This is a genomic window from Solirubrobacter phytolaccae (assembly GCF_027587195.1).
GTDB classification, from domain to species: domain Bacteria; phylum Actinomycetota; class Thermoleophilia; order Solirubrobacterales; family Solirubrobacteraceae; genus Solirubrobacter; species Solirubrobacter phytolaccae.
Window position 1 is genome coordinate 1 of sequence record NZ_JAPDDP010000063.1, and the last position, 18,332, is coordinate 18,332.

At 71.1% G+C, this 18,332-nt stretch carries 17 protein-coding genes; 5 read left to right on the forward strand and 12 right to left on the reverse strand.

The genetic code is table 11. The annotated features are described in order from the left end of the window. On the forward strand, positions 1-1,162 hold a 1,162-nt coding region (locus OJ997_RS26405), incomplete at its 5' end, for a LuxR family transcriptional regulator (protein ID WP_270028290.1). 108 nt (positions 1,163-1,270) lie between these two features. Here OJ997_RS26405 and OJ997_RS26410 read toward each other — a convergent pair. Continuing rightward, positions 1,271-1,555, reverse strand: a complete 285-nt coding sequence (locus tag OJ997_RS26410) for a YciI family protein (RefSeq protein ID WP_372517937.1) — start codon at positions 1,553-1,555, stop codon at positions 1,271-1,273. Continuing rightward, a complete protein-coding gene (locus OJ997_RS26415; protein ID WP_270028292.1) occupies positions 1,555-1,941 on the reverse strand; it encodes a nuclear transport factor 2 family protein in 387 nt (128 codons plus the stop codon). The genes OJ997_RS26410 and OJ997_RS26415 overlap by 1 nt, the downstream gene beginning before the upstream one ends. A gap of 35 nt (positions 1,942-1,976) precedes the next feature. On the opposite strand from OJ997_RS26415, the gene OJ997_RS26420 reads away from it, so the two are divergent. Beyond that, complete coding sequence (locus tag OJ997_RS26420) at positions 1,977-2,399, forward strand: MarR family winged helix-turn-helix transcriptional regulator (protein ID WP_270028293.1); 423 nt, start codon at positions 1,977-1,979, stop codon at positions 2,397-2,399. A gap of 72 nt (positions 2,400-2,471) precedes the next feature. Here the strand turns inward: OJ997_RS26420 and OJ997_RS26425 are convergent, their stop codons facing one another. From OJ997_RS26425 to OJ997_RS26435, 3 genes are read right to left on the reverse strand one after another with little or no spacing between them, the layout of a single operon-like run. Beyond that, complete coding sequence (locus OJ997_RS26425; RefSeq protein ID WP_270028294.1) at positions 2,472-3,857, reverse strand: class II 3-deoxy-7-phosphoheptulonate synthase; 1,386 nt, start codon at positions 3,855-3,857, stop codon at positions 2,472-2,474. Between the two features lie 21 nt (positions 3,858-3,878). Next, positions 3,879-4,343, reverse strand: a complete 465-nt coding sequence (locus tag OJ997_RS26430) for a VOC family protein (protein WP_270028295.1) — start codon at positions 4,341-4,343, stop codon at positions 3,879-3,881. A 31-nt stretch (positions 4,344-4,374) separates the two neighbouring features. Next, complete coding sequence (locus OJ997_RS26435) at positions 4,375-5,118, reverse strand: SDR family NAD(P)-dependent oxidoreductase (RefSeq protein WP_270028296.1); 744 nt, start codon at positions 5,116-5,118, stop codon at positions 4,375-4,377. Between the two features lie 102 nt (positions 5,119-5,220). Between OJ997_RS26435 and OJ997_RS26440 the strand changes: the two genes are divergently transcribed. From OJ997_RS26440 to OJ997_RS26450, 3 genes are all read left to right on the forward strand, one after another. Further along, on the forward strand, positions 5,221-6,039 hold the full coding sequence (locus tag OJ997_RS26440; protein ID WP_270028297.1) for a helix-turn-helix transcriptional regulator: 819 nt from the start codon (positions 5,221-5,223) through the stop codon (positions 6,037-6,039). A gap of 82 nt (positions 6,040-6,121) precedes the next feature. Next, on the forward strand, positions 6,122-7,336 hold the full coding sequence (locus OJ997_RS26445; RefSeq protein ID WP_270028298.1) for a hypothetical protein: 1,215 nt from the start codon (positions 6,122-6,124) through the stop codon (positions 7,334-7,336). Between the two features lie 256 nt (positions 7,337-7,592). Beyond that, positions 7,593-7,916, forward strand: coding sequence for a hypothetical protein (locus OJ997_RS26450; RefSeq protein WP_270028299.1), 324 nt, complete (start codon positions 7,593-7,595; stop codon positions 7,914-7,916). A gap of 26 nt (positions 7,917-7,942) precedes the next feature. Here the strand turns inward: OJ997_RS26450 and OJ997_RS26455 are convergent, their stop codons facing one another. The 7 genes from OJ997_RS26455 to OJ997_RS26485 form a co-directional block, all read right to left on the reverse strand. Beyond that, positions 7,943-8,107, reverse strand: a complete 165-nt coding sequence (locus OJ997_RS26455; protein ID WP_270028300.1) for a hypothetical protein — start codon at positions 8,105-8,107, stop codon at positions 7,943-7,945. Between the two features lie 123 nt (positions 8,108-8,230). Next, positions 8,231-9,916 carry a hypothetical protein gene (locus OJ997_RS26460; protein WP_270028301.1) on the reverse strand — a complete coding sequence of 562 codons (1,686 nt, stop codon included), beginning with the start codon at positions 9,914-9,916 and terminating at the stop codon, positions 8,231-8,233. 102 nt (positions 9,917-10,018) lie between these two features. Next, complete coding sequence (locus OJ997_RS26465; RefSeq protein WP_270028302.1) at positions 10,019-10,921, reverse strand: cyclase family protein; 903 nt, start codon at positions 10,919-10,921, stop codon at positions 10,019-10,021. Positions 10,922-10,992: 71 nt separating this feature from the next. Then, complete coding sequence (locus OJ997_RS26470) at positions 10,993-14,439, reverse strand: nitrate reductase (RefSeq protein ID WP_270028303.1); 3,447 nt, start codon at positions 14,437-14,439, stop codon at positions 10,993-10,995. Continuing rightward, entirely contained in the window at positions 14,436-14,756 is a 321-nt protein-coding gene (gene nirD / locus OJ997_RS26475; protein WP_270028304.1) for a nitrite reductase small subunit NirD, read from the reverse strand. Before nirD ends, OJ997_RS26470 begins: the two co-directional genes overlap by 4 nt. Then, the gene (nirB, locus tag OJ997_RS26480) at positions 14,753-17,062 is read right to left on the reverse strand and encodes a nitrite reductase large subunit NirB (protein ID WP_270028305.1); all 2,310 of its coding nucleotides are present in this window, start codon (positions 17,060-17,062) and stop codon (positions 14,753-14,755) included. The genes nirD and nirB overlap by 4 nt, the downstream gene beginning before the upstream one ends. Then, positions 17,059-18,243, reverse strand: coding sequence for an MFS transporter (locus OJ997_RS26485; RefSeq protein ID WP_270028306.1), 1,185 nt, complete (start codon positions 18,241-18,243; stop codon positions 17,059-17,061). Before OJ997_RS26485 ends, nirB begins: the two co-directional genes overlap by 4 nt. Positions 18,244-18,332: the final 89 nt, after the last annotated feature.

The following is an 18,332-nucleotide window of genomic DNA, read 5'->3' on the forward strand; positions in this document are numbered from 1 at the left end:
GGCGCACGGCGCGCTGGCCCACGGCGCCGCGGCGCGCGACGACGGCGCGGCCTCGCTCCTGCTCGCCCACCGTGCGTGGGCGGCGCTCGCCGCCGGCGATCCCGACGCCGTGCGGCTCGCGCTCGCCGCGCTCGAGGACGTGCGGTTGCTCGCGGACGCGGACCGGCATCGTGCGTACGAGCTTGCTGCGCGGGTGCTCGTCGTGGCCGGCCACGAGCGGGCCGACGGCGTGGTGACGGCGCTCTGCGCGACCGCGAACGCGGCCCGGACCCGTGCCGCCGCGGCGACGTTGACGGCCGAGCTGGCGCTGCGTCAAGGGCGGCTGGACGAGGCCGAGGGCGCCGCGCGGCGCGCGCTGGCCTATCCCGCGCCGTTCCGCGGTGAAGCGCTCGCGTTGCTCGTCAGCGCGCTGGTCGAGCGTGGCGCGTTCGACGACGCGCACGCAGCGCTGCGCAGCGTCGACTCCACCGAGTCCCTCGCGGCGTCCACGCCCGTCAGCGACACGCGGGCACTGCGCGTCGCCCGCGCGCGGCTCGCGCTGGGCGAGGGCGACTTCGAGCGCGTCCTGGTCGAGGTGTCGAGCGGGCACTGGGCGGCGCTGGCGCTCGCGCATCTCGGGCGTCGCGCGGAGGCCGCGGCCGTCGCGGACGTCGCCCTCGAGGCCGCGGAGCGCTTCGGCGCGCCGCTGGCGATCGCAGCCGCGCTGCACGCGCGGGCCGTTGCCGAGCCCGATCCGGCGCTGCGCGCGGCGATGTGCGAGCGCGGGCTAGAGTTCGCCGAGCACGGCCTCGAAGCGGTCCGGCTCCGGCTGGAGCTCGGCGCGGCGCTCGCCTATCTCGGCTCACGTGTCGAGGCGCGTGACGCGCTCCGGCCCGCCCTCGCCGACGCCGACGCCGCGGGTGCGGTCCCGCTCTCCCAGCGCGCGCGCCGCGAACTCGTCGCCACCGGCCTGCGCCCCCGCCAGGCGGCGCTGGAAGGCGCGGCGGCCCTCACCCCGCGCCAGCGGCAGATCTGCGAGCTCGCCGCGGTCGGCAAGGGCAATCGCGCGATCGCGCAGGAGCTGTTCCTCTCGATCAAGACGGTCGAGACGCACCTGGCCGCGGGCTACCGCAAGCTGGGGGTCAACACGCGCGCCGAGCTGGCCGCGGAACTTGCGGCCTAGCCAAAGGTCCATTTCGCTCAGTCTCCGCTGATCGGTACCGTCGCCTCGACGGTCCACTTTGCGCCGTCGGGGGCGTCGCCACCCTGAGGCGGCGCCCCCGCGACTCGCTCATTCCAAGGCCTCGAAGCCGTCCGCGGTCTGCGACGCACGGAACTGGATCACCTGCACGGTCGCGACGCCGCTGGCGACGAACGGGTCCTGCGCCGCGAACGCCTCGATCTCCTCGCGATCGTCGCCGCGCGCGAGGATCACGCCGCCCGTCCGCGGGACCTGGCGGCCGGACACGACGAAGCGCCCGTCGGCGTAGCCCTCGTTGAGCCAGCGCATGTGGTCGCGCATGTGCGCGTCGACCTCCTCGACGGGCTTCACGTAACTCAAGATCAGCACGAACATCAGCTACTCCAGATCAGGTTGCCGGTCCCGCGCGTCAGCCGCCAGCCGTTCGGCGTGCGCGCGGCCTCGAAATGGTGCACCAGACCGGCGTCGAACCGCGCGCCGGACTCCTCGACGTGGAACGCGAGGTGGTTCGAGCGCACGCGCGCGGCGTCGCCGTCCAGCTCGATCTCGACGTCGGTGTTCAGGTGCTGCATGCGCGGGTACTGCTGCGCCCGCTCCCGCGCCTTGGCGGTGATGGCGGCGAGCCCGCGCATCTCGCCGCGCGGGAACTCCAGCACGGCGTCGTCGGCGTAGACGCTGCCGAGCTCGTCGAAGCGCTGCTCGTCGAGGAGGCGGTACAGACGGGTGATGACGGTGGCCACGGCCACGCGATCGTTGGTCATGCCAACGAACATATCATTGGTATAACCAACGATCAATGAAGGACGCACCCAGGCGACTGCAGGGCCTGCCGAGCTGGCTGCTGAGCCACGCGGCGCTCGCCGGCGACCGGCTCGTGAACGAAGCGCTCGCCACAGAGGGCGTGCGCAAGTACCACTTCCGCGTGCTCGTGGCGCTGAGCGACGACGGTCCGCTCAGCCAGGCCGAGCTCGGCCGGCGCTTGGCGATCGACCGCAGCGACATGGCAGCGGTGGCGGCCGAGCTCGAGCAGCGCGACTACATCGCGCGCACGCGCGACGACCGCGACCGGCGGCGCAACGTGGTCACGATCACGCCGGCGGGTTCAGAGGCACTCGCCCGGATGGACGCCGCGATCGACGCCGCCCAGGACACGCTGCTCGCGCCGCTCTCAGAGAAGGAACGCCAGCAGCTCACCCAGCTGCTGGCGCGACTGCGGTAGCCGGAGATCCGCGAAGCGATCTCCAAGCGATCGCGCTTGGCGCCGACGAAGTCGGCTGCCGCGTTCGATCGCCTACTTTCCGTTGCGGCGCAGCATGTCGACCACGAGGAACGCGAGCTCGAGCGACTGCTGGGTGTTCAGGCGCGGGTCGCACGCCGTCTCATAGCGCGAGTTCAGGTCGCCGTGGGCGATCATCTGCGCGCCGCCGAGGCACTCGGTGACGTCCTCGCCGGAGTGCTCGACGTGGATGCCGCCGGGGTGCGTCCCGCACTTGGAGTGCACCTCGAAGAAGCCGTGGACCTCGTCGAGGATGCGGTCGAAGTGGCGCGTCTTGTGCCCGCTCGGGGACTCCTCGGTGTTGCCGTGCATGGGGTCGCACTGCCACACGACGCGGTGGCCGGACCGCGTGACCGCCTCGACGATCGGCGGCAGCAGGTCCCGCACCTTGTCCGAGCCCATGCGCGAGACCAGCGTGACGCGCCCGTCCACCCGGTTCGGGTTGATCGCCTCGACCAGCTCGACCGCCGCTTCGGGCGACGTCGTCGGCCCGATCTTCACGCCGATCGGGTTCGCCAGCAGCCGTGCCAGCGCGACGTGCGCGCCGTCGAGCTGACGCGTGCGGTCGCCGATCCACACCTGGTGCGCGGACAGCAGGTACAGCTTGTCGTCGTTGAGCCGCAGCAGCGCGCGCTCGTAGTCGAGCACGAGCATCTCGTGCGAGACGAACATGTCGACGGTGCGCAGCGAGGAGTCGTCCACGCCGCAGGCCGACATGAACCGCAGCGACCGGTCGATCTCGCGCGCGACGAGCTCGTACCGCTGCCCGGCGGACGACTTGCGCACGAAGTCCATGTTCCACTCGTGCAGGTGGTGCAGGTCGGCCATGCCCGCGCCGGTGATCGCCCGCGTGAGGTTCATGGCCGCGGCCGCGTTCGCGTACGCGCGCACGAGCCGCCCCGGGTCGGGCTGCCGGCCCGCCTCGGTGGCCTCCAGCGCGTTGACCATGTCGCCGCGGTAGGAGGGAAGACCGGCGGCGTCAAAGTCGCTCGACCGCGGCTTGGCGTACTGGCCCGCGATCCGCCCGACCTTCACGACCGGCAGCTCCGTCCCGTACGTGAGCACGATGGCCATCTGCAGAAGCGTGCGGATCGTTCCGCGCAGGTGCGGCTCGGTGTTGTCGACGAACGTCTCCGCGCAGTCCCCGCCCTGGAGCAGGAAGCCCTCGCCGCGCGCGACCTGGCTCATCCGCTCCTGGAGGCGGTCGACCTCCTGCGGGACCGTGATCGGCGGCACCGCCTCGAGCAGCCGGCGCACGCGCGCGGTGTACTCCTGATCCGGCCACGGCGGCTGCTGCGCGGCCGGCCTCGAAAGCGCGTCGGCCAGCTGATCGGCCAGAGGATCAGGCAGCGGAGGCAGGACCGGCAGGTCGGCCACGGGCAAGTCGACGGTCCAGGACATGGATGAGACGTTAGTAGGGAGCTACTCGGGCACGAAAAGTCGAGCGGTCATCTGCTCTTCCGTGTGTGGGTGGAAGTCCCACAGTGGCTTGAGCTGGGCGCGCATGTCGTCGGGCAGCCGGTCCGCTCCCGGCGAGTCGATCTCGACCAGGTTCCCGGCCGGATCGCGCACGTAGAGCTGGACCACGTCACCGGGCAGCTCGACCAGGCGGTTCTTGAACGCGATGTCGTCGAACGCGCCGCGCCGGTCCGCCGCACGGAACACCGGCTCCAGGTCGTCGACCGTGATCCCGAAGTGGTGGTGGCTCGTGGGTTGCAGCTCACGCTCGAACAGGTGCAGCTGCGTGCGCCCGAGCGCGAGCCACTGCACGGGGATGCCGAAGTTCGGCGTCGTCAGCGGCTCGGCCCCGAGGAGGTCGACATAGAAGTCGACGGACTCCTGGAGGTCCGTGGCGTTGACGCTGACATGGTTGATCCGCAGACCCATCGGCGCTCCTCCCTCGGACGATGGCCGGAGCCTACATGTGGATGCCGCCGGAGACCTCGATGCGCTGGCCGGTGATCCAGCCGTTGCCGGGCCGCAGGAGGTTGGCGATCGCGGCGCCGAGGTCGTCGGCGACCGCGACGCGGCCGAGCGGCGTCAGCGACGCCAGGTGCTCCTGGAACTCCGGGGTGTCGCGGATGATGCCGTCGCTGAAGTCGGTCGCGACCGGCCCCGGGGCGATCACGTTGGCGGTGATCCCGCGCGGGCCGAGCTCGGCCGCCATGTAGCGCGTGAGGACCTCCAGCGCGCCCTTGATCGAGCCGTAGACGGCGCGCTGCGGCGAGGTGAAGCGGGCGAGGCCGGTCGAGAGGTTGACGATCGAGCCGCCGTCGGCGAGCAGCGGCAGCAGCTGCTGGGTGAGCAGGAGCGGGCCCTTGAAGTGGACGCCGAACAGCGCGTCGATGTCCTCCTCGGTGACGTCGGCGATCAGGCCGCCGCGCGAGAAGCCGCCGTTGTTGACGAGGAAGTCGAACGTGTCGCGCTCGAAGTGCGGGAGGGCGGCGCGGAGCGTGTCGGCGAACCCGGCGGGCGTGGCCACGTCGAGCTGGAGCGCGACCGCGCGCTGCCCCAGCGCCTCGATCTCGGCCACGAGCGTCGCGGCCTCCTCGGGGTGCGAGCGGTAGGTGGCGATGACGTCGACGCCGTCGCGGGCGAGGTGCAGGGCGGCGCTGCGGCCGATGCCGCGGTTGGCTCCGGTGATGAGGGCGAGCTTGGTCATGGGAGCCATGCTGCGCCGCGGTCGCGCCCGCCACCAGAGGTTGGATCAGCCAGGGACAAGCTGTCCCTGGCTCGCGCCCGGCGGCGCGCGATCATGTGTCGCATGGACCGTGACGGGCTCGCCGACTTCCTTCGCCACCGGCGCGCCGTGCTGCAGCCGGAGGACGTCGGTCTGCGCGCCGGGCCACGTCGGCGGACGAGCGGGTTGCGGCGGGAGGACGTCGCCGCGCTCGCGCACATGTCGACCGACTTCTACACGCGGCTCGAGCAGCGTCGCGGCTCGCGTCCGTCGGAGGCGATGGTCGCCTCGATCGCTCGCGCGCTGCGGCTCACGCTCGACGAGCGCGATCATCTGCTCCAGCTCGCGGGCCACACGCCGCCGCCGCGCGGCGCTCGCAGCGATCACGTCACGCCCGCGCTGCTGCGCGTGCTCGACCGCCTCGACACGCCCGCGCAGATCGTCGACGACCTCGGCGTGACGCTCGCCCAGAACGCGCTGGGCGAGGCGCTGATGGGCGTGCACGTGGGTGACGAGAGCGTGTTCCGCCGCTGGTTCATGGCGGACCCGGTGGAGCGCGCGCTGTGGCCGGAGGAGGACCACGAGCTGCACTCGCGTCGCTACGCCGCGGGGCTGCGGGTCGCGTACGGGCGCGACGCCGAGGCACGCGCGTTCGTCGACACGCTGTGCCGCGAGAGCGAGGAGTTCGCGCGGGTGTGGGCCGAGCACGAGGTCAAGCTGCCGACCAACACGCGCAAGCGGATCGCGCATCCGCAGATCGGGCTGATCGAGCTCGACTGCCAGATCCTCACGGCCGAGAACCAGACGGAGCTGCTGGTCGTCTTCACGGCCGCGCCGGGCACCGAGGACGCCGAGAAGCTCGCGCTGCTGGGCGTGATCGGCACCCAGCAGTTCGCGCCGTAGAAGTTTTTTCGCGGGGACGTATCAGGGGGTGGGTGAGTGGCTCTGTGTCGGCACATCCTCCCCACTGATTGGAGCCCCTCGAATGCGTTTCAACCGGACGTTGCTGTCCACGATCATGATCTCGTCCCTGGCCTTCGGCGCTGCCCCGGCACTCGCGCAGGACCAGAAGCGCACGGAGGTCGCGGACATGTCCGCAGCGATCCAGCGTGACCTCGGCCTCTCCGCCGACCAGGTCAAGCGGGTGAGCGCGCAGCAGGAGCGCGCGATCGCGTTGGACGAGCAGCTCCAGAAGGAGCTCGGCGACCAGATCGCGGGCACGTACTTCGACATCAAGAGCGGCCAGCTGATCGTCAACACGACCGATCGTGGGCTGCTCGAGAAGATCAAGGGCGCCGGCGCGCAGCCGCAGCTCGTCCAGAACAACCTCAAGCAGCTCGGCCTCGCCCTGCACGCGCTCGGCGGCCCGGACACGGCCAACGCCGACAAGCGCGAGGTCGTCAAGTCCGAGAGCAAGTTCGCGGCGCTCGGCCTGGACCCCGTCAGCAACACGGTGAAGGTCACGGCGACCAAGGAGCAGCTCTCCTCCGCCCGTGAAGAGCTCGCCAAGTACGGCAGCCTCGTCTCGATCGAGGTCGTCGACGCGCTGCCCGAGCCGACCATCAACTACATGGACGGCGGCGACGCCATCAACGGCACGTGTTCCGCCGGCTTCAACCTGCGCAACCCGTCCACCGGCGCGAAGTTCCTCCTGACCGCCGGCCACTGCGTCAACGCCGGCTCGATGCTCAAGGGCCAGGGCCCCGTCAACTTCGGCACCGTGCTCGAGAGCTGGTTCCCGACCTTCGACGACGCGATCGCCCGCAACCAGAACACCGGCTACTGGATCCAGGGCCCGTGGTTCGACTCCAACCCGTCCAACGGCAGCTTCCACAGCTTCTCCGGCTCCACGGACGCCCCGGTCGGCACGATCGTCTGCAAGGCCGGCAAGACGACCAAGTTCACCTGCGGCACGATCACCATCAAGGACGAGGACGTCACCTACAGCAACGGCGACAAGATCTACAACATGACCCGCCACAGCGCCTGCGTCGAGCCCGGCGACTCCGGCGGATCGAACCTCTCCTACATCGGCGGCAAGTTCCGCGCCGAGGGCGTCACGAGCGGCGCCAGCATGCCGATCGTCGACGGCAAGAAGCGCTGCCGCGCCGTCATCGGCCAGCAGAACATCTCCTGGTACTTCCCGGTCGCCGACTCCCTGCCCTACTACGGCGCCCGCTACGGCGCGACCCTCTGGTAGGTCACTGGCTCGAAGCTTGACCTCGCGGGCCGGCCTTGAGCCGGCCCGCTTGGTTTAAGCGGCCAGTACCACTTTGGTGGGATGATTGATGAGCCATGCCCACGTTCGCGGAGGTTGACCCGCTCGCTGCGGGCGCGACGCTGATTGCGGGTGTCGCTGCGACTGTGCTCACGGTTTGGTGGACAGCCCGCAAGCAGCGCGAGGCCGTCGTCGTCGATCGCACCATTCGCCTCTTTGAGCGCTTCAATGGCGAGACATGCTCAACGCCCGGAGGACAGCGCACAAGCACCTCATCGACTCCGTCGACCCGCCGGTGCCGAGCTTTGAGGAGGGCGATCGCGCGACATCGACCGTCGTGCATTATTTCGAGGAGGTCGAGATCCTCTGCGTCAAACGCCAGGTCGATGTGGACTTGATAGCCGTCCTTTTGGGCAGGTACATCTTGAATTGGCACCGGTACCTCTCCGACGCTGGCGAACTCGGCCTGGTCCCGCTGGAGGAATACGCGATCCCCGCGGAACGGCTGCAACAGCTCGCTGCACGTGCCGGTGCGCCGGCGCGAGACACCGTCGTCGTCTGAGCACGGAGCCGCCCCGGCTCACGGGACTACCGACGTTGCCGCGGCGACGACGACTGCGATGTCGTTGCAGCGATCGCGACGATCAACCAACGGATCGAGGCGCGCAGCCATCCCAGGGCCAGCGCGACCACCACGATCGCGGTGAGGATCTCGAGGATCGTCGGCACGAGCAGCAGCCCCTGCCAGTTCACGAACTCCTCGGTGACACAGCCGCGTCGTCGGTCCCGTCGATGCAGAAGCCGCGCGTCTTGCCGGTCGCGCCCGGGAGCACCACCGCGCCCGTCGCAAGCACGAGAACGGCCGAGCCGAGGGTTCTACGCGGCGTCCTCAACGACGTCTGGGGGACCGGAGAGACGGACAGGGACGACTTCGATCTTGTCGTACTCAGGGCACCGAATGCCGTTAAGCGTCAGTGCTCGGTTCAGCCGACGTTGATATGCCGTGGCGAAGACCGCAGCGGTGGGAACGACGAGGAACAACGCCGGCCACGAGAACTGGAGAAACGGAAAGCTGTCCAGGTAGGGAATGTACGGGCTGTTCGGGAGCAAAAGCGGAACCGCAGAGGAGAGCGGGAGCTGGCGAACCGCATAGGACGCCCCGATGATTGCGAGGAACCACAGGCTCGTCTCGAGCGTCGAACGTGCATCGATGCCCGCAGCCGATTCCGCTTCCCGGAGGCGACGCTCGCCCCGGACCATCGAAATCACGTAGGGCAACACGAGGGAGCGACCTGCGGCCGTGAACGCGAGTGCGGAAAACGTGGGACGTGTCCATCGACGCGAGGAAGTGGCTGAGGGGTGCACGACCGCAGCGGTATGTCGGCTAGCGAGATACCACCACGGCACCACGAGGTACGGGATGAAGTACGTGAACGCGCCGACAACAAGCGGGTCGCGAACGGTGACGCGGGTCCCGTTTGGGAGCTCGACTTCGAACGGGGCATAGGCACGCGGTTCTCCCAGACGTCTCCTCCAGGTGCGCGCGAGCCAACTGACCCTGCAGACTCCGATGGCGATGTAGCCGGCGCCCCACACAAAGATGGTCTCGAAGTCGAGCGAAAACCACCATAAGTCCCAGTCGTCGACTACGGCTCCGGAGTCGACAATCAAGTACGTCCCGAGTGCGAGTGGCAGCGACAACCAGACAAGGGAGCAGACCACCAGGTCGAACGGCAGCTCGCCGGGAGCCCGTCCGGCGACGCGTTTGAGGACTCGCCGCTCCAGCGCGTAGACGCCAGTGCTCCGCTGGAGGTGCGACCGGCCAGTCGCGGTTGAGCGGGCGTCGGATTGACCGCATGTATTCATGAGGATGCGCTTCAGGCGAAACGAACCGACGAACGGCCTCAGGACGACATAGAGGGCGAATGCAACACCGACAAGCACGAGGAGCAGGTCCACGGCCTTCGCGCCCGAGAACGCGTCGAGGACCTTCCCGACCGAGGCTGCGTCGGTTCCGATTGCGTCTCCCACACGATCGACGAGTTCACGAGCTTCCTTGCTGACCTCCACGCCTTGATCCAGCTCCTTGTCGGTTGGTGCGCGCCCAAGCGATGCGGCTCGTTCCCAAGCGCGATCACTCGCGATGGAGCGGACTCCAGGCACCTCCGAAATAAGCGTGCTCGCCCGGTCCAACGCGACGCGCCCGAGCGTGAAGGCCGCGACGATCAACAGCGCGGCGTACGTCTTCAGCCTGAGCGGTGGCAATCCTCCACGGAACGCTTCAACCGCCGCCCGCTGCGCTTCGCTTCGCTCTTCATTCGAACCGGCTGCCACTTGTCGAGCGAGGCCGTCCAACAACCTGCGAGTCGTCCGTTCGATGTGCCAGCACACGAAGAACTCGAGCAGCCATGTGACGCGGGGTGCCTGCAGCAAGCGGTTGACCCTGCGCTCCGACCAAGGTCGCAGTCGAACCCACGCGACGAACACCTCGCGGTTAGCCGCCGCAAGCACGTCGTTATACGCACGAAGCAGAGATGCGACGTCGTCTTCCTGGTGGTTCACACGGCGACTCTAGTCCGCACAGGGGCACCTGCACAATCAGCGCACCTACGAACGGCGCTGTAGGCACGGCGGGCCGCCACGATGGCGGCCCGCGTGAACGAGCTAGCGGACGCGCATGCCCTTCGTGGCGTCCCAGTGCAGGTCCGTCGACTTCTTCTTCAGCGGCGCGTCCGCGCGCGAGATCTTCGTGCCGCCCTTGGTGTCCGGCGGGCAGATCGCGATGTAGCGGGCGTAGCCGCCGACGCCGCCGCCGAACTTCGGGAAGCCGATGTTGAGCAGGCAGCCCGTCTCCGGCACGGCGGAGAGGTTGTTGACGCCCTCGGCCTGGGTGTAGCCGTTGTGCATCAGCCAGGCTTCGCCTTCCAACGTCGGCGTCGTGTCAGTGTCCAGCGGCTCGTGGCCGTGGAAGAGGATGTGGCGCTTCTGGTGCAGGAACTTGATGGCGGCGAGACCGACGCCCGGGAAGACCGGGTCGGCGGCGAGGGCCTTGGCCTTGACGGGGTCGGTCGTCCACTTCTTCGACCAGTCGCTGCGGACCATCACGACCGAGCCCTCGGGGATGCGGCCGTGCTTCTTCTCCCAGGCGGTGATGTCGGCGACCTGCAGGTGATAGTCGCCCTTCTTCTTGACCTGCGAGACGATGGAGATGACGACCAGCGGGCGGACCGCGAAGGTGGCCGGCAGCTCGTCGATCGCCGGGTACTCGGGCGCCCAGTGCGCGGGCGGGTCGAGCTGGGTGCCGAACTGGTCGGTGGAGAGCGTGTAGGTGGTCGCCTCGAAGCCGTCGGAGGCGAACGTGTACGGCTGGCCCGTGAGCGGGTTGACGGTCGGGCCGAAGCTCGACGGCCCGAAGCCCTTCCAGACGGGCTGGAACGGTGTGAGCGTGTGGGTGAGATCGATGTAGCGCGACTTGCTGAGGACCTCGTTGTACGCCGTCCACAGATCGGACGGCTCGTCCTGCGCGACGGCGGGCGCGCTCGCCGCGCCCAGTGCGAGGGCGGCCATCGCCGCAACACCCGCAACCCTGATACCCCTCATGCTTCCCCCTTGAAGGTGTGACCCGGAAGCGCGGAAGACTACGCCTTGAGCAGGACCTCCACGTCGGGGCGGCAGCCGCCACACCCGGTCGCCGCGCCGGTCGCCTCCGACACGGCCTCAACGGTCTTCAGCCCACGCTCGCGAATGGCGGTGACGATCTCGCCGCGCGACACCACCTGGCACGAGCACACGAGGTGGTCGCTCGGCTCGTCGGTGGCCGGCCCGCCGGTCGCGAGCAGGTCCTCGGGCACCGCTTCGCCGCTGGCGATCAGGCTGCGCAGCTTGCGCGCGTCGCCGACGTCGCCGAGGAGTGTCGCGCCGGCCAGCGCGCCGTCGCGCAGGACGAGCTTGCGGTAGCGCTCACGCCGCGAGTCGAGCGCGATCACCTCTTCGGCCACGGGGTCCGGCTCGGCGGCGGCGCCCGCGCAGAACAGGTCGATGCCGGCGACCTTGAGCGTCGTCGCGGGGACGGCGCCGTGGAACGCGTTCGGCCGTCCGGCGATCGCGGCGCCGGCCGCGCGGGCCTGCTCGAGCACGGGCGCCCACAGGCCGTACACGACGCCGCGGTGCTCGGCGCACTCGCCTACGGCCCACACGCCCGGGGCGGAGGTCCGCAGGTTGTCGTCGACGAGGATGCCGCGCCCGACCTCGAGCCCGGCGTCGCGCGCCAGGCCGACTTCGGGCCGGATGCCGGTGGCGAACACGACGAGGTCCGCGGGGAGCGCCGTGCCGTCGTCGAGCGTGACGACGTGGGCGTGCGCGGCGGGACGGGCGGCCGCTGACGCGGCGGCCCCGGTGACGGCCTCGGTGCGGCGACCGCACAGCACGTCGATGCCCAGCGCGCGGATGCGGCGCTCGAGCAGGCGCGCGGCGAGCGGGTCGAGCTGGAGCTCCATCAGGCGGTCGGCGAGGTGGACGACGGTCACCTCGACGCCCTGCTCGCTCAGGCCGCGCGCGGCCTCCAGGCCGAGCAGGCCGCCGCCGACGACGACGGCGCGGCGAGCGGTCGCCGCCGCGTCGCGGATCGCGCGCATGTCGGCCAGCGACCGGAACGCGAACACGCCCGGCCGATCCAGACCCGGGACCGGCGGGAGCCAGGGCGCGGAGCCCGTCGCGAGGACAAGCTCGTCGTACGCCAGCACGCCGCCGTCCGCGAGCTCGACCGCGCGGGCCCGCAGGTCCAGCGACCGCACCGCGGCGCCCAGCCGCAGCGTCGTGCCGTCGGACTGGCGGAGCGCCAGGCGCGCGTCCTCGATGTCGCCGGCCAGCGCCTGGGAGAGCAGGACGCGGTTGTAGGGCGCGTCGTCCTCGCGGCCGATCAGCGTCACGCGCCAGCTCGGCTCGTGCGCGAGCACCGTCTCGGCGACCGCGTTGCCGGCCATGCCCGCGCCGACGATCAGGACGTGGCGACCTTCGTGCACCGAGACCACCTCGGCCGCGACCGGCTCGAGCCGCACCGCGCACGCCTTCAGCTCCGGCTGCTTGGACACGGGATCGATCGCGCGCGAGGTGACGTTGTTCAGCGCGCCTTCACCCGCGGCCAGGTGCAGCGCGCCCCAGTGGAAGGGCGCGAACGCGACGCCGGGCGGCACGCTCTCGCTCACCCGCAGCCGCAGCACCGCCGAGCCCCGTCGCGAGCGCACGCGCACCCGCTCCGGCAGGCCTTCGGCGTCGGAAGGGTGCACCTCGACGAACGGGTGCGGCTCGGCCTCCAACAAAGACGCCGACTTGCCCGTGCGCGTCATCGTGTGCCACTGCTGGGCGACGCGGCCGGTCGTCAGCACGAGCGGGAAGTCCGGCGTCACCGGGTCGGCGATCGGCGTGTGCGGGGTGGGGGCGAGCCGCGCGCGGCCGTCGTCGGTCGCGAACTTGCGGGACGCGTACAGCCGCTCCGTGCCCGGATGATCGGGCGACGGGCACGGCCACTGGATCGGGCCTTCGCGCCGGAGCCGCGTGTGCGAGATGCCGGTCTGGTCGCACAGCCGGCCCTCGGTGGTCTGCACGTACTCGGCGTGCACCGCGGCCGCGGTCCGCCACGGGAACGCCTCGCGATGCCCCAGCGCACGGCCCACGCGCGTGAAGATGTCCCAGTCCGGGAGCGCGTCGCCGGGCGGGTCCAACGCACGCTGCACGAGCGACACGCGCCGCTCGGAGTTCGTCATCGTCCCGTCCTTCTCCGGCCACTGCGCGGCGGGCAGGATCATGTGCGCGAGCGCGCCGGTCTCGGTCGGGAAGTACGCGTCCTGGCAGATGACGAGCTCGGCGCGCCGCAGCGCCGCCGCGAAGCGCCCCGCGTCCGGCTGCGAGACGACAGGGTTGGTGGCGACGACCCAGAGGACCTTGATCTTGTCCTCCTCGAGCGCCTCGACCAGCTCGGTCGCGGCGAGGCCCGGCTCGGGCGCGATCCCCGGCGAGCCCCAGAAGCGCCCCATCCACGCGCGGTCTTCCGCGTTCGACACGCTCCGATATCCGGGCAGCAGCGTCGACAGCCCACCCGTCTCGCGCCCGCCCATCGCGTTCGGCTGGCCCGTCAACGACAACGGACCCGAGCCCGGCCGCCCGATGTTCCCGGTCGCCAGGCACAGGTTGATCAGCGCGCGGTTCTTCAACGTCCCGACCGTCGACTGGTTCGCGCCCATCGACCACAGCGCCATCGCGCGCTTGGTGGAGCCGAACCGCCGCGCGGCTTCCACGATGTCCTCGGCCGGGACCCCGCAGACCTCGGCCGCGCGCGCCGGCGACCAGTCGGCCGCGACCGTCAGCGCATCCTCCGCGCCACGCGTGTGGCGGTCGAGGAAGCGGCGGTCCAGCAGCCCGTCGCGCTCGAGCACGTGCAGCATCGCGTTGAGCAGCGGCAGGTCGGTGCCGGGGCGGACCGGCAGGTGCAGCCCGGCGTGCTCGGCGGTCGGCGTCTTCCTCGGATCGGCGACGATCAGGAACGCGCCCTTCGACCGGATCCGGTTCCACACGATCGGATGGCACGACTGCGCGTTGGAGCCGAGCAGGAACAGGACCTCGGCCTCGTCGATGTCCGCGTACGACGGCGGCGGCCCGTCCGAGCCCAGCGCGCCCGTGTAGCCGGCGACGGCCGAAGACATGCACAGCCGCGAGTTCGAGTCGACGTTGTTGGTGCCGAGGAAGCTCTTGGCGAGCTTGTTGACCGCGTAGTAGTCCTCGGTCAGCAGCTGGCCGGAGATGTAGAAGGCGATCTCGTCCGGCCGCACGCCGGACAGGCGCGTCGCCACGTCGTTGATCGCGGCCCGCCAGGACACGGGCCGCCAGCGGTCATCCAGCGACGCGCGGCGCAGCGGCGTCGTCGCCCGGTCCGGCGCGTGCACGGCCTCGGGCAGGCGCGTCGGCTTGCGGCACGTCGCGCCCCGGTTGACCGGGTGCTCGGTGTCCCCGCGCACGGAGACGAGCCGCCCGTCGCGCACCTCCGCGACCAGACCGCAGCCGACCCCGCAGTACGGGCACGTCGTCTTCAAGAGAGCCGCACCCAAATCTCTCCGTCCTCGTCTCGCACCTCGTGCACCGTCACGGACTCGTCGCCGTTCAACGCGAGCCCGCTGCGCAGGTCGAACCGCCGCCCGTGCAGCGGGCACGTCACGCACGAGTCGGCGACGATCCCGTCGGCCAGCGGCCCCATCGCGTGCGGGCAGTGCGCGTCGATCGCGGCGAGCCCGTCCAGCAGCCGGAAGATCGCGATCCGGCGGCCGTCGATCGAGGTCGTGCGGCCTTCGAGCAGCGGCACGTCCTCGACGCGGCCGACGAGGGTCCAGGTGGGGTCGGCGATCGCGGTCATCGGGCTCCCTCCGCGGGCGGACCGACGAGCTCGGGCTCGCTGTCCAGCTCGGAGAACTGCTTGGGGTGGACGGGCGCGTGACGCTCGCGCCACGGGTCGGGATCGGCGGCGGCCTTGGCGATCCGGTAGCGCTCGAGCAGGCCGTCGAGGTCGGCCATGACCGCCTCGCGCACCGGCTCGATCCCGACGCGCTCGATGTACGCGTAGGTGCGCTCGAGGTACTCCGCCGACTCGCGGTAGTGCTGGAGGAAGGCGAGGCTCAGACGGATCGCCTCGTCCGAGGTGTCGACCGTCGCGAGCACGTCGCCCTTGCGCACGGTCGCGCCGGCCGCGCCGCCGACGTAGATCTCCCAGCCGCCCTCGACCGCGACGAGCCCGATGTCCTTCACGTACGCCTCGGCGCAGTTGCGCGGGCAGCCCGTGACCGCGCCCTTGACCTTGTGCGGCGTGTACAGGCCTTCCATCGCGGACTCGAGCTCGATGCCGACCTTCATCGCGTCGCCGAGCCCGAAGCGGCAGAACGAGGTGCCGACGCACGTCTTGACCGTGCGCACCGCCTTCGCGTAGGCGTGCCCGGACGGCATGTCGAGCTCCTCCCAGATCGCCGGGAGCTGCTCCTTCTTGATGCCGAGGAGGTCGATCCGCTGGCCGCCGGTGATCTTGATCAGCGGCACCTCGTACTTGTCCGCGACGTCGGCGATCCGGCGCAGCTCGTCCGCGTTCGTGACGCCGCCGCGGATGCGCGGGACGACCGAGAACGTGCCGTCGTTCTGGATGTTCGCGTGGACGCGGTCGTTGATGTAGCGCGCGTGGCGCTCCTCGCGGTGGCGGTTGCCGCGGATCTCGCTCACCAGGTAGGAGAGGCCGGGCTTGCAGGCGCCGCAGTCGCGGCCCGCGCCACAGGCGGCGCTCAGCTCGGAGACGGAGTCCAGCTCGCGCTCCCGGACCACGGCGGCGAGCTCCTCGCGCGTCTGGCGCCGGCACGGGCACAGGAACGTCGCCTCTTCGGCCGCGCCGCCGCGCTCGTTGGCGAGCAGCTCGGCGACCATCGGCTTGCACGAGCCGCAGCCCGCGCCGGCGCGGGTGACGCTGACGACTTCCAGCGTGGAGCCGAGGCCGCGGGTGCGGATGGCGTCGACGATCTCGCCCTTGCAGACGCCGTGGCAGTTGCACACGCGGGCGCTGTCGGGGAGGTCGGCGGCGGTCGCCTGGCTGGCCTCGGCGAGCAGCGCGAGCGGGTCGCTCGCCTCCCGCCCGGTGCGGACCGCGTCCATCAGCAGCTCCGCGCCGCGGATGTCACCGAGGAGGATCGTGCCGACGGTGTTGCCGGCGCCGTCGACGATCAGTTTGCGGTAGGTGGAGTCGTCGGCGACGACCACGGCCCGCGAGCCGTCGGGCGCGCCCGCGGTCACGAGGTCCACGCCCATCACCTTCAGCTTGGCCGTGGGGATGGAACCGGGGTAGGCGTTGTCGATCCCGCAGATCGTGTCGGCGGCGACCTTCGCCTGCTCGTGGATCGGCGCGACGATGCCGTGGACGACGCCGCGGTGCTGCGCGCACTCGCCGACGGCGAGCACGCGGGGATCGGAGGTCACCATGGCGTCGTCCACGACGATCCCGCGCTCGACCGTGAGTCCGGCGGCGCGGGCCAGCTCGGTCTGGGGCCGGATGCCGACCGAGATCACGACGGTGTCGGCCGGCAGGAACCGGTCGGCCAGGCGGACGCCTTCGGGCGTGATCTCCTGCGTGTTGGCCTCGAGCAGGACCTCGACGCCGAGCGCCTCCATCGCGGGGGTGAGGAGCCGGGCGGCGCCGTCGTCGAGCTGGCGCTCCATCAGCCGGTCCGTGAGGTGCACGACGGTCGTCTCGCAGCCGAGCGAAGCGAGCCCGTAAGCGGCCTCCAGCCCCAGCAGGCCGCCGCCGATGACCACGGCGCGACCCGTCGCGGACGCCAGCGCGGCGCAGTCCTCGGGGGAGCGGAAGACGTGGGCGTGCTGGGCGCCGGGGATCGGCGGGACGAGCGCGTCGGAGCCCGTGCAGACGACGTAGCGGTCGTAGCCCGTGAGCTCGTCGATGCGCGTGTTCAGCAGCACCTCGATGCGGTTGTCCTCGAACCAGGAGGCCGGGCGCAGCGTCAGCGTGTCGGGCTCGGCGCCGCTCACGAGGAGGGTGGAGAGCGCGACGCGGTCGTACGGGAGGCGCGGCTCCGCGCAGGCCAGCGTCAGCTCGATGTCCGCATCCCGCTCGCGGATCGCCTCGAGCACGGCCTGCCCGGCGATCCCGCCGCCGATCACGAGGACCTTCATGCCCGAGCCCCCGCCAACGCGGCCGTGGACGGCCGGATCGTGGTGATCAGAGCGACGGCCGCGGCGACCGCGATCGCCCCGAGGCCGGGCCCGAAGGAGCCGAACGCGTCTTTGACGACGCCGAGGATGGTCGGCAGGAAGAACCCGCCGAGCCCGCCGGCGGCGCCGACCAAGCCGGTGAGGACGCCGATCCGCTCGCGGTACCGGATTCCCACCAGCTGGAACACGGCGCCGTTCCCGACTCCGAACGTGCCCATGGCGAGGATGAACGCCGTGGCGGTCGCCCCCAGCGCGGGCAGCGCGGACGTGAACAGCAGCAGCGCGGCCCCGACGCCGTAGACGCCGGTGAGGACCGTGGTGCCGCCCACCCGGTCGGCGAGGTAGCCGCCGAGGGGGCGCAGGAGCGAGCCGAGGGCCGCGCCGACCGCGACGAGGGTCGCGGCGTCGACCTTGGAGATCCCGTACTGGTCGCGGAAGAAGATCGGCAGGAAGCTCGCCAGGCCGACGAACGTCCCGAAGGTCACGGCGTACAGGCCGCACAGTCGCCAGGCGTCCTTCTCGCGCAGCATCGCCGTGAGGTCGCGCGGCGTGACCGGCTTGGCGGGCGCGGGCGGCTCCTTGGCGAGCAGCGCGAACGCGACCCACACCAGCGCGACCGGGATGAGCGCGAGGCCGAACACCGCGTGCCAGCCGTAGGCCTCGGCGAGGCGGGGCGCGAACAGCGTGGTGAGCACCGTGCCGGAGTTGCCGGCGCCCGCGATCCCCATCGCCAGGCCCTGGCGCTCCGGCGGGTAGTGGCGGCCGGCGAGCGGCAGCGCGATCGCGAAGCTCGCACCCGCGACGCCCAGCAGGACGCCGACGCCAAGGAGAGATCCGTAGCTCGACGCGAGCTGCCAGCCGGTGATCAGCGCGAGGACCACGAAGGCCATCGAGCACAGGCCGACGCGGCGCGGGCCGTAGCGGTCGCCGAGCAACCCGAGCGCGATCCGGAACGCGGCGGCGGAGAGCAAGGGGACGGCGACCATCAGGCCCTTGGCTGAAGCGCTGAGGCCCAGGTCCTCGCCGATGTAGGCCCCGAGGGCGCCGAGCAGCACCCAGGCCATGAAGCTGACGTCGAAGTGCAGGAGCGCGGCCACCAGCGAGGGGGCGTGGCCGGCGTCTCGGAGTTCCCTCAGGTGCATGACTCGACCGTATGGCGGGCCCGGAGCGGATCCATCCGACCAGCAGTCGGACATGTGGTCCAGGCTGACTCCGCAGGGTCGAATCTGAA

Coding starts and splice junctions, on each gene's coding strand:
- OJ997_RS26410 (WP_372517937.1), bottom strand. CDS start 1,555: ATGTTCGTGCTGATCTTGAGTTACGTGAAGCCCGTCGAGGAGGTCGAC.
- OJ997_RS26415 (WP_270028292.1), bottom strand. CDS start 1,941: ATGACCAACGATCGCGTGGCCGTGGCCACCGTCATCACCCGTCTGTAC.
- OJ997_RS26420 (WP_270028293.1), top strand. CDS start 1,977: ATGAAGGACGCACCCAGGCGACTGCAGGGCCTGCCGAGCTGGCTGCTG.
- OJ997_RS26425 (WP_270028294.1), bottom strand. CDS start 3,857: ATGTCCTGGACCGTCGACTTGCCCGTGGCCGACCTGCCGGTCCTGCCT.
- OJ997_RS26430 (WP_270028295.1), bottom strand. CDS start 4,343: ATGGGTCTGCGGATCAACCATGTCAGCGTCAACGCCACGGACCTCCAG.
- OJ997_RS26435 (WP_270028296.1), bottom strand. CDS start 5,118: ATGACCAAGCTCGCCCTCATCACCGGAGCCAACCGCGGCATCGGCCGC.
- OJ997_RS26440 (WP_270028297.1), top strand. CDS start 5,221: ATGGACCGTGACGGGCTCGCCGACTTCCTTCGCCACCGGCGCGCCGTG.
- OJ997_RS26445 (WP_270028298.1), top strand. CDS start 6,122: ATGCGTTTCAACCGGACGTTGCTGTCCACGATCATGATCTCGTCCCTG.
- OJ997_RS26450 (WP_270028299.1), top strand. CDS start 7,593: ATGCTCAACGCCCGGAGGACAGCGCACAAGCACCTCATCGACTCCGTC.
- OJ997_RS26465 (WP_270028302.1), bottom strand. CDS start 10,921: ATGGCCGCCCTCGCACTGGGCGCGGCGAGCGCGCCCGCCGTCGCGCAG.
- nirD (WP_270028304.1), bottom strand. CDS start 14,756: ATGACCGCGATCGCCGACCCCACCTGGACCCTCGTCGGCCGCGTCGAG.
- nirB (WP_270028305.1), bottom strand. CDS start 17,062: ATGAAGGTCCTCGTGATCGGCGGCGGGATCGCCGGGCAGGCCGTGCTC.
- OJ997_RS26485 (WP_270028306.1), bottom strand. CDS start 18,243: ATGCACCTGAGGGAACTCCGAGACGCCGGCCACGCCCCCTCGCTGGTG.